Genomic DNA, 14,033 nt, shown 5'->3' on the forward strand with positions numbered 1-14,033 from the left:
CTCAGTCACGGCTACCGCCGATGTCCACCACGATGCGGCCCTGGTGGCGGCCGTCCAGCACGCGGGGGAAGACCTGCGGCAACTGGTCGAAGGGCACGGTCTCATGGCCGATGGCCTTGAGTTTGGTGGGCTTCAAGTCGGTGGCGATGCGCTGCCACACTTTCAGGCGCAGCTTGCGGGGCGTCGCCATGGAGTTGATGCCCAGGAGGTTCACGCCCCGCAGGATGAAGGGCATCACGGTGGTATGCAGTTCGTGCCCGCCCGCGAGGCCGATGGAGGCGATGTTGCCCCACCAGTCGGTGGTGCGGGTGAGCCAGGTGAGCATGTCGCCACCCACGTTGTCGATGGCGCCCTGCCACTGGATGCGTTCCAGCGGCCGCGAACCGTAGTCGATCTCGCCGCGCAGCAGGATGTGGCTGGCGCCGAGCTGCTTGAGGTACTCCTGGGAGTCCTTCTTGCCGGTGACCGCCACCACCTCATAGCCGCGCCTGGCCAGCATGTTGACCGCGATGCTTCCCACGCCGCCGGTGGCGCCGGTGACCACCACCGGCTTGCCCTTGGGGCTTAGGCCGTTGTGCTCCATCTTGTGGATCGCGAGGGCCGCGGTGAACCCGGCGGTGCCCACCATCATGGCGGTCTCCGGAGTGAAGCCGCGGGGCATGGGGATCACCCACTCACCCCGCACCCGCGCATACTCGGCATAGCCGCCGTCGTGCTCCTCGCCCAGGCCGCAGCCGGTGACCAGCACCTTCTGGCCCTTCTTGTAGCGCTTGTCGCTGGAACTCACCACCGTGCCGGCGAGGTCGATGCCACCCACCAGCGGGAAGCGGCGCAGGATCTTGCCCTTGCCGGTGGCGGCGAGGGCGTCCTTGTAGTTGACGCTGGAGTACTGCACCCGCACCACCACTTCTCCGGGACCGAGGTCCGCGAGCGTCAACTGCTCGTAGCGCGCCTCGACTCCCTTCCCGGCCTCGTGGATGCGGAACGCGGTGAAGGTCTTGTCCATGGCGGTGTCCCTGCGGGCGGTGCGCGCCATTCTAGCGCGGTTCAACCTTGATCCATGATGAGGCGGGCACCGCGCCGGTTGGTGAAGTAGGTCCAGGCCCACTGCAGCATCACCACCATGCGGTTGCGGTAGTCGACGAGGTAGTAGATATGCACGAACACCCACATGAGCCAAGCCAGGTAGCCGCGCACCTTGAGCGCGTGCAGCGCCGCCACGGCCCGGTTGTGGCCGATGGTGGCCATCTGGCCCTTATCTATATAACGGAACGGCTTGCGCGGCCGGCCCTTGAGATCCGCGAGGATGGCGCGCGCCACGGCCAGCCCCTGCTGATAGGCCACCGCAGCGATGCCGGGATAGAGCACACCGGGAGACTGCTCCAGGTGCGCGAGGTCGCCCGCCACGAAGAGTTCCGGATGGCCCGGCACACTCAAGTCCGGCTGCACCCGCACCCTGCCCTGGCGGTCCGCCTCGACGCCCAGAGTCTTGCCCAAAGGCGAGGCGGTGACACCGGCGGCCCAAAGCACCGTGCCCGCCTCGATGCGCCGGCCGGCGAGCTCCACTCCGCTCGCATCGATGCCGGTGACGGCGGTGCCGGTCAGCACTTCCACGCCCAGCTCCGTGAGCGCCCGCGCCGCGTAATCCGAGAGCTTGGGCGGCAGCGCGGACAGGAGGCGCGGCCCCGCCTCCACCAGCACCACGCGGGTGAGCTCGGTGTGGATGTTGCGGAAGTCCTTGGCCAGGGTGAAACGTCCCATCTCGGCGATGGCGCCAGCCAATTCGACGCCGGTGGGTCCACCGCCCACGATCACGAAGCTCAGCAAGCGCTTCTGCAGCTTGGGGTCGGTGGAGCACTCCGCCGCCTCGTAGGCATTGAGCACGCGGCGGCGGATCTCGCGGGCATGCTCCAGGGTCTTGAGTCCCGGCGCCAGCGGCTCCCACTCATCGTGACCGAAGTAGGCGTGGCTCGCGCCGCTCGCCAGCAACAAGTAGTCGTAAGCGAGTTCGCCGAAAGAAGTGATGACGCGGCGCGCGGCGATGTCCGCGCCCCTCACCTCGCCCTGGTACACCCGCACGTTGGCGTGGCGCGAGAGCACCGCGCGCAGCGGCACCGCGATGTCCGCCGGGCTAAGCTGGGCCATGGCCACCTGGTAGAGCAGCGGCTGGAACACGTGGTGGTTGTGCCGGTCCACCAGCGTCACCTCGACGCCGGGCCGGCTGCCCAGGCGCTTGGCTGCCTGCAGGCCCGCGAAACCACCGCCGACGATGACTACCTGCTTCATGTCGCTATTGTCTCATGCCAAAAGAAAGGCCCCGCCTCGTGGCGGGGCCTAGGTTCACCGGCGTACGCCCGGTCAAAACACGTAGCGGGCGCCGATCATGAAGGTGTTGCCGTCGGAGTTGTTGGCCACGCTCGCGAACAGCCGCCAGTCATGGTTGAGGGTGAACAGCCCGCGAACGCCGAGGGTGTTCTGGGTGTCGCTGCTCACGTCCGTGTGGCTGACGAAGCCGTCCAGTTCGAACATGGGCGCGAGCCAGGCGCGCAGGCCGCCGGTGGCACCCCAGCCGCTGTCGGTGCCGTTGCCGGTGGCGTTCACGCTCAGGAACTCGCCGTCGATGAACAGGTCCACCTGGTCGGCGAGGTGCGTGTTCCAGCCGGCCCCGACGTCGAACGTGTTCTGGCTCACGCTGCAGCAGGACACGTGGCTGTAGCCGGCGAACGCGTGCACGTCTTCCGTGAGCGCCAGCGAGGCGTCCACGCTCGGACCGTCCAGGCTGTTGCCGCCGTGGTCTGGGTTGAAGTTGGTGTAGGCGCCTTCCACGTAGTTGTAGTCGAAACCGGCGGCCTGCGCGAACGGCGCAGCGGCCACCAGGGACAGGCTCAGCAGGATGCGCTTCAGCATGGTTCTCTCCTTGGGTATGCGGCATCCCTCTGGCCGCGTGCGAGCGCACTCTAGCGGTTACGCCACGCGGCACCGAGCAGTTCATGACATAAGCGCCGCAACGATGGCGGAACTGTGAAGCAGTTAACGATGGCTGGCTTCGAAGAGCGCCCCGCGCATGCCCCGTGGGATACAAGGCATGCGCGGGACGAGGCTCACGGAGGAGCCGGACTCGTGACGCTGATCAGGCGGCCGCCGGAACTGAACAGGAACGTGGCGCTCACGTCATCCTTGAGCTGATACCAATAGCTATAGCGTCCATCCTGTTCCTGGGTCTTGCGGTCCGGTGTCCCCAGGCAATGCTCCACTTCCGCCGAGGTGGCGTCGTTGGGCTGGAAGCCCGCCACCGTGCCCGGGCAGACGTAGCCGGGCGGCGGCGCGCTGGAGCAGGCCGATAGCGATGCTGCGACGAGGAGCAGTGAGACGATCGCCGTGGCCTTCATTTGCGTCTGCCTTGCATCACGGGGACGGTCCCCGAGCCTGGAACCACGCTAGCGCGCCCGGGGCGCAGAGCGATAACTCAGGGGACATAAGCGGCAGGCAGGATCGCCGAAACGTGAAGCATCCCGCAGGCGCGGGCGTTATGTCAGGCGGGGGTGCGCTTGCGCACGCCGAGCGCGAGGCGCAAGGCGTTGGCGAACTCCATGCCGGTCTGGAAACGCGCGTCCGGATCCTTCTGCAGGGCCTTGTCCATCACCACCTTCACCGTGGCCGGGATGTCGGGGCGCAGGAAGGTCACGTCCGGATGCGGATCGTTCGCGATCTTGAACATGAGGCCGGTGAGCGAAGGCGCCTCGAACGGCAGCTCGCCGCGCAGGAGCTGGTAGATGGTGACGCCGAGGGAGTACAGGTCGCTGCGGCCGTCCAGCTTGTTGCCCTGCACCTGCTCCGGAGACATGTACAGGGGGCTGCCGAGGATGGTGCCGGTCTTGGTCTTGCTCATGTCGGTGAGCGCGGCGATGCCGAAGTCGGTGATCTTCACGCGCCCGCTGGCCCGGTCGTACATGATGTTGGCGGGCTTGATGTCGCGGTGCACCACGTGGTGCTTATGGGCGTAGTCCAGCCCCTCCGCCACCTTGATGGCCACCGCAAGCGACTCGCCCATGGGCAGCAGGTTCTTGGAGTCGGTGAACTTCTGCAGCGAATCGCCCTGCAGGTAGTCCATGGCGATGTAGGCCAAGCCCTGGTCCTCACCCACGTCGTAGATGGTGACGATGTTGCTGTGGTTGAGCCGGCCGGCGGTCTCCGCCTCGCGGAAGAAGCGCTCGTGCACGTCCTTGAGCGCTTCGCCGTCGAACTCGTCGGCCAACGCCATGGTCTTGATCGCCACCTGGCGGCCGATCTTGGCATCCTTGCCGAGGTACACCACGCCCATGGCGCCGCGGCCGAGCTCTTGCACCAATTCATAGCGGCCCAGCATCGGCTTCTGCACGCCGCCGCTGGCGATCGCGCGGGAGAGCGTGGCGGCGCTGCCGGTGCGGGTGAGCGCCGGTGTGCTCTCCAGCTGGCGCAGCCGCTCCAGCCGTTCGCCCAGGCCCTCATAGGCCGGCGCGATGCGCTGCACGTGGGCATAGACCTCCAGCGCCTGGGAGTAGCGGCGGCCGCGCTCATGCTCCTGGCCGAGCGCCATCAGGTTGTCGCACAGGAGGCGCGAGGGCAGGCACAGCCTGAAACGCTGGAACGCCAGGTCGAAGCGGTTGAGCGCCTGCAGCGCCAGCGCATACTCGCGGTTGAGCTCGGACATGGCGCCGCGCGAGACCCCGCTGCGGTCGCGCACGAAATGCATTACGCCCAGCGCGAAGTGCCCGAACAGCAGGAACAGCGTGGGCAACATCAGCGGCAGCCACAACGACTTGGCGAGGAGCGGCACGAACTCGCCGTTGAGGAGTGCCACCGCCAGGAACGCGGTGACCACGAGACCGATGGTGCGGCTGAGGTGCGGCAACAGCAGCAGGAGGTACAGGCCCGCGGCCAGCGTGAGCAGCGCACGCAGACCCCAGGCCCAGAACGGTGTGGATACGAGGTCGCCATTGAGGAGGCCCGAGACCAGCGCCGCGGTGCGCAGTACCGGCGCCCTGCCCTCCGCGTCCACGCGTCCCACCAGCACCGCCTTGCCGGCGAGCTTCTCCGCAGGTACCGCGCCGCTGAGCACGTCCGCGAACCCATAGCGCGGGAGGCCCTCGGCGTCGCCCCGCAGCAGCACTTGGCTGTGGCGATCGGTGCGGATCGCGAGGTCACCGAGCGTGATGCCGCCCAGGGTCTGCACGCCCATGCGGTTGATCTCGATATCCTGCTGACGCGCCGCCGTGAGCAGCGCGAGCGTGGCGAAGGCGTGGCCGTCGGACTGCACCAGCAGCGGCGCCTGGGGCGTGTCCGCCGGCACCTCATCCAGGAAACCCACGCCGCGGGCTGCATTCACGAACTTGGGCAGCGGGGCATCCAACGACACCGCCGGGGCCGCAGGTGCTTCCAACGGCAGCGCGAAGGTGGGGCTGCCGCCGTTCGCTGCGCTGGGCGCGGCGCTCAAGCGCGTGCCACGGGCCGCGACCAGCACGCGCCCGGAGCGCACGATGCTGGCGGCCAGTGCCGCGTCGGTGTCGAGGGCGGCCTGTGCTTCGCCGAGCTTGGCGTTGACCATGGCATCCGGCGAGGCGAGGGATTGCAGCTCGGTGATGTAAGCCAGGGCCGCCGCATTCTGTGGTGAGGACAAGTCCTCTGTGAGCGCCACCACTGCGACCTTGTCATCGGTGAGCACGTCCACCAGCTTCGCGAACCGGCTGCGCGGCCAGGGCAAGGGGCCGTACTGCTTGAGTGCGGCGGCATCGATCGCCACCACCGCCACCTGCGGGTTGGCCGCGCGCTGGGCCGAGAGCGCCTCGCCGAAGCCGTAGCCCGCCCATTCCACGCCCAACGCCCCCTGCAGCAAGGCATACACGGTCAGCGCGGCGACGAAGGCCAGGCCCCAGGCGAGCTTGTTCTTGAGGAATGCGGGCATGAGCAGATAGCGCCTTGGAGCGTCCCCGTTGTTCCGGTCCACCCCTCGAGACGGGGGTTTTCCATAACCGGATTTGACCCACAGGGTAGCTTAAATTCCCAAATCCGACACTACGGGGGTTACCTGGCGCGGCCGGGGCCGCGCCTGCCGCATAGAAGTCCCGCCGTGATCACGGGTTCTCCGGGGGGGTCTTCAGCCCCGGCGCTGCCGTCCAGAAGTGGACCTGGCCTCGCGCTCCATCAGCAGGCAACGGGCCAGGAGACTGAGGTTCCGCCCCGTGACCAGCGCCAGGAACATGGGCAGGCCCCAGTTGTGGCCGAAGTCGCCGCTGAAACCGATGGCTGCCAGGCTGATGAACGCGAGCGCGCCGGGCAGGCCGAGCTCGATCCAGGCCACCGGCGAGCGCCACCCATAGCGGATCTTGAGGTCGATGTGCCGCTGCCGTGGCATCACCGGCAGGATCAGGAGGGTGATGAAAGGCACCGCCAGGAACACCGCGAGCAGGAACTTGAGATCCGCCGCCCGGGGCACGAACCACAGTACCTGCGCCACCACCAGCGACATGCCGCCAGCGCCGATGAGCGCTGCGAGGATGAACAGGCGCGTGTCCGAGAGTGGTCCCCGCTGCTCTTCCGGCTGCATCAGGCCCCTCCCCGGAGCCAGCCGCCCAGGAGCAGCGCGAAGCCCGTGAGCGCGAACGCACCGTGCAGCAGTACCACGCCGAGCGGCAGCCGCTGGCGCGAGACGCGGAACGCGAACAGGAGCAGCCCGCCCAGGGCCGCGAGCACGAAGACCAGGATGGCGGAGTTCACCAGGCGATTGTCCGGGTGATCCACCGCCTGCATCACCAGGAACACGAGGGCGGCGGTGCCCAGCACGCCGTGGGCGCCGCTGATCTTGAGCGGCGGCATGCGGCCGCGCCGCTCCAGCACCGCGAGACCGGCGCCGGCGAGCATCACCACCAGGAAGAAGAAGAGCAGCAGCGTGAGCATCCGCCCATGATACCAACCGGATAGAACATGACATGAAAGGACTACGGCACTAAAACGAGGAATTTTGACCTCTGGCTAGGCGCGCGAGGCGAGCAGGAGGGAGTGCACTCTTATGTGCATGACCGACTGCGAGTCCGAAGCGCAACAACGCCAGAGGGTAAAGGCCCGTTTTAGTGCTGCGGCGAGTAGGTGACGCGCCAGATCCGGCCTGTTTGCGTATCGCCTATATATAGAGAGCCGTCCGGCCCCTGGGCCAGGCCCATGGGCCGGTACTTCGCATCCCCCGGCGAGGCGGGCGCGGCGCTACCGGCGAAGCCGTCGGCGAACACTTCGTAGGGCGCCGAGGGGCGGCCACCCTCGAAAGGCAGGAACACCACCTTGAAGCCTGCCTGGGCCAGCGGCGCGCGGTTCCAGGAACCGTGGAAGGTGATGAACGCGCCGCCCTGATAGCGGGCCGGAAACTGGCGGCCGCTGTAGAACAGCACCGCCTCTGGCGCCCAGTGGCCCGGGAACACGGCGATCGGCTGGCCGTACTTGCCGCAATCGCCCTGCTGCTTGCCGTCGCCGCCGTACTCCGGCGCGCGCAGCTTCTGGCTGCGGTGCGAGTCGTAGTAGCAATAGGGCCAGCCGAAATCGTCGCCGCTGTGCACCTGGAAGAACTCTTCCGCCGGCAGCTCGGCGCTTTCGGTATCGGTATACAGCGAGGGCCAGTTGTCGGAGAGCTGGTCGCGGCCCATCTGCAGCACGTATAGCCCGTCGCGTGCGCCGCCCCAGGTCAGTGCCACCGCGTTGCGGATGCCGGTGGCGTAGCGCGTGCCGTCCTGCGGGAAGCGCTGGTGCGGCGTGTCGGCGTCGAAGCGCCAGATGCCGCCGTGTTCCTCAAGCAGAGGACAGGGCGCGATGCCGGGCGAGCCGGCGGCGCGGTCGTCCTGCTGGCAGGCGTTGGAGGGCGCGCCCACGTTCACGTAGAGGTGGCCGGAGTCATCGAAGGTGATGGTCTTGGCGGCGTGCTCGTCCTGCTGCGGGAAGCCGTCCACCACCGTCTGCGGCAGTGCGGCTGGCACCGCCTCGCCGGGCTTGAGCTCGTAGCGCAGCACCTCGGTGTCGGCAGCGAGATAGAGCCAGCCGTCATGGATGCCGATGCCGCTGCCGCCGGTGTCGCCGAAGTACTGCACCTGGTCGGCAAGGCCGTCGCCATCGGTGTCACGCAGCACCGCGATGCCGCCGCCGTGGGAACGATGCGACAGCGCCACGTACAGGGTCCCGTCCGCGTCCACCACCATGTGGCGCGCCACGCCTACGCCGTCGGCGAACACCGTGGCGCAGAACCCTTCCGCCAGCTTCACGCCGCCGGTGTCTGCGCCGCAGGCACCCGGCGCACCGGCCTCCCCCGTGCGGCAGCCGGCGAGCGCCAGGGCGAGCAGGCAGAGCGGCAGGGAAGCTCGCATGGCTACTGGATGGTGAAGGGCGTCAGCAGCGCGCGGTACACGGTGGGGAACAGCTGGCCGGCGGCGGGCGCCCCCTGGGCCATGGAATCGGCGTTGTCCGCCGCGGAGCCGGCGCCGGTGGTGTTGTACACCGTGAAGCCGCCGATCACCTCGTACTTGCCGGTGTCCACCTGGGCGCTGTCGTTGCCGGCCTGGTCCCAGGTGACGGTGAAGGTCTTGGTCTCGCCCGCGGTGAACTCGAGCGAGGTGAACTGCGAGTCGAAGGTCTGGGTGGCATCCCAGTTCCAGACCACGTCGTTGGTGCCGGCCTGCACCACCGCCAGGTTGTACTCCTGGCTGCTGTTGAACCACAGCGTCTGGCTGGAGTTGCTGCGGTTGCGGATGGTGAGCACGAACTTGATGGTGTCGCCACGGGCGAAAGCGCTGGCCGGCAGGTTGTTGGCATCCTGCACCGCGATGCTGGTGACGAACTGCGGGGTGCCGGTGTCATTGTTCTTGCTGCAGTTGTTGTTGCCGAGCAGCATGAGCACGGCGCAGAGGCCGATCAGATAACGGAACGGGCGACGTAAGGGCATTTCACAACCTTAAGATTTGAAGTTCCCAGTGCAAGACCGTCGCGAGCGAAGGCAGGGCTAGGCGCGCGAGGCGAGCAGGAGGGAGTGCACTCTGGGTGTGCAGACCGACTGCGGGTCCGAAGCGCAACAACGCCCTGCCGAGCGCAGCAGGTCTTGTACCGAGTATACCGCCGTGTGCGAGACAAGGTTGACCGTCTCGCACACGGCGCGTGGCTCAATGTGACGGATAGGCCGGCGGTAGCGCCGGCGGGTTCGGTTTGACGTAAGGCAGGTAGCGGTCGCGCAGCTCGGTCTGGCGGCTGGTCAGCGGCACCGCCTGGCCGCGGATGAACACCGCGTCGGCGAAGCTCGTGACCTCCAGCGGGTCGCCGCTCCATACCACCACGTCCGCGTCCTTGCCCGCCTCCAGCGTGCCCACGCTCTTGTCCATGCCGTAGATGCGCGCCGGGTTGAGGGTGATGGCCTTGATGCCCTCCAGCCACGGCAGCCCGTAGGCCACCGCGTTGCCGGCGTACTGCTTCACGTTCCATGACTTGTGGGAGTCGCCGGTCTCGAAGGCCACCAGCACGCCCGCCTTCTGCAGCTTGGCCGCGCCCGTGAGTGTCGCGCCCAGGGACTCGAAGGCCTCCGGCAGGTCACGCATGGGATTGAGGATGACCGGTACCTTCGCCCGGGCGAGGTCGTCCGCCACCATCCAGGCCTCGGCACCGCCGGAGATGACGAGCTTGAGCTTGAACTCCGCAGCGAGCTTCAGCACCGCCCGGATGTCGCTGGCGCGGTCCGCCTGCACCACCACCGGCATCTCGCCGCGCAGCGCCGGTTGCAACGCCTCCAGGTCGAGACGCGAGAGCGCATACGGGCGCCGCGCGGCCTTCTCCCAGGCGGCGCGGTTGGCGCCGAAGTCCTTCGCGTCCTGCAGCGCCTCACGCAGCACCAGCAGCGAACCGTCGCGCGCGCCGCCGGCGAGCTTCTTGCCCGCCTCGCCGAGCGTGACGAACAGCGCCGCCGGATCCTTGAGCACGAACCCATCCAGGCCATCCAGCGCGATGACCGCGCCGCGGCCCTGCAGCACGCTGCTGCCGCCGGCCGGTGCCACCATGGCGCGGGTCACGCCCTCCATGCGGTTCACCGGGATCAGCACCGAACGCGGGTTGATGCCGTCCACCGGGTCGAATGCGGTGCTGTAGCGGGTGCTGTTCAGCGCCTCGTCCTGGGTCTCCTCCACCTGGTCCACTTCGTCCACGCCGAACTGGCTCTGCGGATCGAAGATGCCGGGGGTCACGAGCTTGCCGGTGGCGTCGATCACCTTGGCGCCGGCGGGCACCGGCAGGTCTGCGCCCACCGCTGTGATCTTGCCGTCCTTGATGATCACGGTGCCGTGGTTGATCTTGCCGGCGGCGCCGAGCGTGTACACCGTGCCGCCGGTGATGGCGTAGGTGTCGGCCTGGACGGGAGCGGCGGCCAGGGCCGCCAGGATCATGCCGATATATATAGAGAGACGGTTCACTGCGCACCTCCGGTCTGGCCCATCATGCCGAGCTCGAAGTCCGAATGGGCCTGGGTCTTGGGGTCGTCGCGGTCATACACCAGCGCGCCGTCCACGTAGACCTTCTCGGCCTTGGCGTACACGCTCAGCGGATTCCCGTTCCACAGCACCACGTCCGCCATCTTGCCGGTCTCGAGCGAGCCCGTGAGCTCGTCGATGCCGAGCGCCTTGGCGGGGTTCAGGGTCATCCACATCACGGCGCGGGCCGCGTCGACGTGCAGGCCGGCGCGGTTGCCCGCGGCCCAGGCCTTGGCCACCTCCTGGTTGAGGCGCTGGATGCCGTTCTGGTCGTCCGAGTGGATCATGGCGCAGGCGCCGCCCGCGTCCACCATCGGGATGTTCTCACGCACGCCGTCCCAGGCCTCCATCTTGAAGCCCCACCAGTCGGCCCACATGGCGGCGCAGGTGCCGTTGGCGGCCAGCAGCGCCGGGATCTTGTAGGACTCGACGGCGTGGTGGAACGCGGCGATGTGGTAGTGGAACTCCTTGGCCACGTCGAGCATGGTCGCCATCTCGTTGGCGCGGTAGCAGTGCATCTGCACCCGCACCCGGCCGTTCAGGACCTCGGCGAGCGTCTCCATCTTGAGGTCGCGGGCCGGCGGGTTGCCCTTCTTGTCCTTCATCCAGGACTTCCACTCGCGGTCGTAGGCCTCGGCGTCGGCCCAGGCCTGGCGGTAACCGGCCACGTCGCCCATCAGGGTGGAGGGGAACTGGCCGTGGCTGCCGTAGACGCGCTTGGGGTTCTCGCCGCAGGCCATCTTCAGGCCGTAGGGCGCGCCCGGGAACTTCATCCCCTCGGTGGTCACCGAGGGCACGTTCTTGAGCACCACCGAGCGGCCGCCGATGAGGTTGCCGGAGCCCGGCAGGATCTCGAGGGTGGTGACGCCGCCGGCGCGGGCGGTGTTGAAGCCGGGGTCCTGAGGCCACACCGAGTTCTCGGCCCGTACCTGGGCGGTGTCGGGGTTGGTGAGTTCGTTGCCGTCCGACAGCGCGTCCACCGCCGGCGAGGGGTAGACACCGAGGTGCGAGTGCACGTCGATGATGCCCGGCGTCACGTACTTGCCGCTGCCGTCGATCACCAGCGCGCCAGCCGGGGCGTTCAGGCCCTTGCCCACCGCCGCCACCTTGCCGTCCTTCATCAGCACGTCGCCGTCATCTATCTCGGCGCCGGTGCCGGTGTAGATGGTCACGTGCCGGATCAGGGTCGGCACGGAGGGCAGCGCATGGTAGGTGGAGGGGAACGGGTCCGGCGGGAACTCGCTGGGACCGGTGTCGGCCTGGCCGTCGGCGAAGGCCGGCGCGGCGAGCAGCAACACCGCCGCCGAGAAGGCGGCCGGCACAAGCTGGCGTAGGGTCATGGGGCGTTCCTTTCTGTGGAGGTCCCGAAGGGGACGGACAGCATACGCAGTTAGCAGAGCCTTGGACGCGAAAAGCCGTGAATCGTTCAATGCTATGATGCAAACCACTGATTTATATGGGGTGAAAGCGGGTCATGGAACACACCACCCTGCGTTCCATCCTGATCCTCATGGGGGTCGCGGTGTTCGTGGTGGCGGCGCTGCGCCGCCTGAACGTCCCCGCCGTGCTCGCCTACCTCGTCACCGGCTACCTGGTCGGTCCCCACGGCTTCAAGCTCATCGGCGACAGCGCCGACACGCGGGAGCTCGCCGAGTTCGGCGTGGTGTTCCTGCTGTTCACCCTGGGACTCGAGTTCTCCATCCCGCGCTTCATCGTCATGCGCAAGGCGGTGTTCGTGCTGGGCGGCGCGCAGGTGATCCTCACCACCTTCGGCGCCATGGCGCTGGCCCGGCTCATGGGCACCAGCACGCCGGTCGCGATCGTGCTGGGCGGCGCCTTCGCCATGTCCTCCACCGCCATCGTGGTGAAGCAGCTCACCGAGCAGAACGAGATCGGCCTGCAACACGGCCGCTCGGCGGTGGCGGTGCTGCTGTTCCAGGACCTGGCGGTCATCCCCTTCCTGATCCTGATCCCCTCGCTGCACGACGGGCTCCACGGCGCCATCGCGGCCGACCTCCTGTGGGCCTTCGCCAAGGGCACGCTGGCGGTGATCGTGATCCTGGCCGCCGGCCGCTGGCTGCTGCGGCCCTTGCTGCACCAGGTGGCGACGGCGCAGTCCGCCGAGCTCTTCACGCTCACCGCGCTGCTGGTCACCATGGCCTCCGCCTTCGGCACCGCCTACCTCGGCCTGTCGCTGGCGCTGGGCGGCTTCCTCGCCGGCATGATGCTGGCGGAGACCGAGTACCGGCACCAGGTGGAAGCGGACATCCGCCCGTTCCGCGACGTGCTGCTCGGCCTCTTCTTCATCACCATCGGCATGCTGCTGAACCCGTTCACGGTGGCGCGCCACTGGTTCCTGCTCATCGTCGCGGTGCTGGCGCTGCTCACGTTCAAGACCGCGCTCATCGCCGTGCTGAGCCGGCGCCTGGGATCCGACAACAACGCGGCGCTGCGCACGGGCCTGGTGCTGGCGCAGGGCGGCGAGTTCGGCTTCGCGCTGCTCTCGCTCGGCCTCGCCCAGGGCATCATGCGCCTGCCGCTCGCCGAGTTCGGCCTCGCCGTGATCGTGGTGAGCATGCTCTCCGGGCCCTTCCTCATCCGCTACAGCCGGCAGATCGCCGAGCGTTTCTTCCCCGAGAGCGACATCGAGGACCACGACCGGCTGCAGCACGACATCGGCCGCCACCAGGTGCACCTGCAGGACCACGTGATCATCGTGGGCTACGGCCGCGTCGGCCAGAACGTGGCGCGCCTCTTGGAACCGGAGGGCTTCGAGTTCGTAGCGCTGGACCTGGATCCCGTGCGGGTGCGCCACGCGCGCGAGGCGGGCGACCCGGTGTACTACGGCGACGGGACCAATAGAGAGGTATTGCGAGCCGCCGGGGTCGAGCGGGCCCGGGTGCTGGTGATCAGCTACTTCAAGGTCTCCACCGCCCTCAAGATCCTCGCCCACGTGAAGAAGATGCGGCCGGACCTGCCGGTGCTGGTGCGCACCCGTGACGATGCGGAGCTGGAGAAGCTGCAGGCGGCCGGCGCCACCGAGATCATCCCCGAGACGCTGGAATCCAGCCTGATGCTGGCCTCCCACCTGTTGCACGTGTTGCACGTGCCCATGTCGCACATCCTGCGCAAGATCCAGGAGGTGCGCAGCCATCGCTACAGCCTGCTGCGCAGCGTGTTCCGCGGCCAGGACGCGGTGCCGATCGATCCTTCCCATGCGTTCCGCGAGCAGCTGCATACCGTGACGCTCACGCCCGGCGCCCGCGGCATCAACCGCACACTGGCCGAGATGGACCTCAAGTCCCTGGGCGTGGTGGTGACGGCGCTGCGCCGCGAGGGCGTGGTGGGCCGACAGCCGCCGGGCATCACGGTGCTGAAGCAGGGCGATGTGGTGGTGCTGTGGGGCACGCCGGAGAAGCTGCAGGATGCGGAGGAGCGGTTGCTGCAGGAGAAGCCGCGCAAGAAATCGGCGGGACCCGCTTCCTAAGCCCCGGCCATGAACCCCAACCCCAA

At 68.1% G+C, this 14,033-nt stretch carries 12 protein-coding genes; 1 reads left to right on the forward strand and 11 read right to left on the reverse strand.

Annotated features, from left to right (window positions below; all coding sequences use genetic code 11):
* Position 1: 1 nt before the first annotated feature.
* The 11 genes from VF651_01850 to VF651_01900 form a co-directional block, all read right to left on the reverse strand.
* Positions 2 to 1,051, reverse strand: a complete 1,050-nt coding sequence (locus VF651_01850; GenBank protein ID HEX7964435.1) for an oxidoreductase — start codon at positions 1,049 to 1,051, stop codon at positions 2 to 4.
* Positions 1,048 to 2,286 carry an NAD(P)/FAD-dependent oxidoreductase gene (locus VF651_01855; GenBank protein HEX7964436.1) on the reverse strand — a complete coding sequence of 413 codons (1,239 nt, stop codon included), beginning with the start codon at positions 2,284 to 2,286 and terminating at the stop codon, positions 1,048 to 1,050. The genes VF651_01850 and VF651_01855 overlap by 4 nt, the downstream gene beginning before the upstream one ends.
* Before the next feature lie 72 nt (positions 2,287 to 2,358).
* Entirely contained in the window at positions 2,359 to 2,907 is a 549-nt protein-coding gene (locus VF651_01860) for a hypothetical protein (protein HEX7964437.1), read from the reverse strand.
* A 194-nt stretch (positions 2,908 to 3,101) separates the two neighbouring features.
* Positions 3,102 to 3,389, reverse strand: a complete 288-nt coding sequence (locus VF651_01865; protein HEX7964438.1) for a hypothetical protein — start codon at positions 3,387 to 3,389, stop codon at positions 3,102 to 3,104.
* Positions 3,390 to 3,532: 143 nt separating this feature from the next.
* On the reverse strand, positions 3,533 to 5,941 hold the full coding sequence (locus VF651_01870) for a serine/threonine-protein kinase (protein HEX7964439.1): 2,409 nt from the start codon (positions 5,939 to 5,941) through the stop codon (positions 3,533 to 3,535).
* A 192-nt stretch (positions 5,942 to 6,133) separates the two neighbouring features.
* Positions 6,134 to 6,583 (reverse strand): hypothetical protein, encoded by a 450-nt coding sequence (locus VF651_01875; protein HEX7964440.1) that lies wholly within the window; start codon positions 6,581 to 6,583, stop codon positions 6,134 to 6,136.
* Positions 6,583 to 6,933, reverse strand: coding sequence for a hypothetical protein (locus tag VF651_01880; GenBank protein ID HEX7964441.1), 351 nt, complete (start codon positions 6,931 to 6,933; stop codon positions 6,583 to 6,585). Before VF651_01880 ends, VF651_01875 begins: the two co-directional genes overlap by 1 nt.
* A gap of 170 nt (positions 6,934 to 7,103) precedes the next feature.
* Positions 7,104 to 8,381, reverse strand: coding sequence for a PQQ-dependent sugar dehydrogenase (locus VF651_01885; protein ID HEX7964442.1), 1,278 nt, complete (start codon positions 8,379 to 8,381; stop codon positions 7,104 to 7,106).
* 2 nt (positions 8,382 to 8,383) lie between these two features.
* A complete protein-coding gene (locus tag VF651_01890; GenBank protein HEX7964443.1) occupies positions 8,384 to 8,956 on the reverse strand; it encodes a BsuPI-related putative proteinase inhibitor in 573 nt (190 codons plus the stop codon).
* A gap of 214 nt (positions 8,957 to 9,170) precedes the next feature.
* Positions 9,171 to 10,463 (reverse strand): amidohydrolase family protein, encoded by a 1,293-nt coding sequence (locus VF651_01895; protein ID HEX7964444.1) that lies wholly within the window; start codon positions 10,461 to 10,463, stop codon positions 9,171 to 9,173.
* A complete protein-coding gene (locus VF651_01900) occupies positions 10,460 to 11,860 on the reverse strand; it encodes an amidohydrolase (protein HEX7964445.1) in 1,401 nt (466 codons plus the stop codon). Before VF651_01900 ends, VF651_01895 begins: the two co-directional genes overlap by 4 nt.
* 134 nt (positions 11,861 to 11,994) lie before the next feature.
* On the opposite strand from VF651_01900, the gene VF651_01905 reads away from it, so the two are divergent.
* On the forward strand, positions 11,995 to 14,007 hold the full coding sequence (locus tag VF651_01905; GenBank protein ID HEX7964446.1) for a cation:proton antiporter: 2,013 nt from the start codon (positions 11,995 to 11,997) through the stop codon (positions 14,005 to 14,007).
* The last annotated feature ends 26 nt before the right edge of the window (positions 14,008 to 14,033 follow it).

It is taken from the genome of Gammaproteobacteria bacterium (genome assembly GCA_036383255.1).
In the GTDB taxonomy this organism is placed as follows: domain Bacteria; phylum Pseudomonadota; class Gammaproteobacteria; order Natronospirales; family REEB76; genus DASUBN01.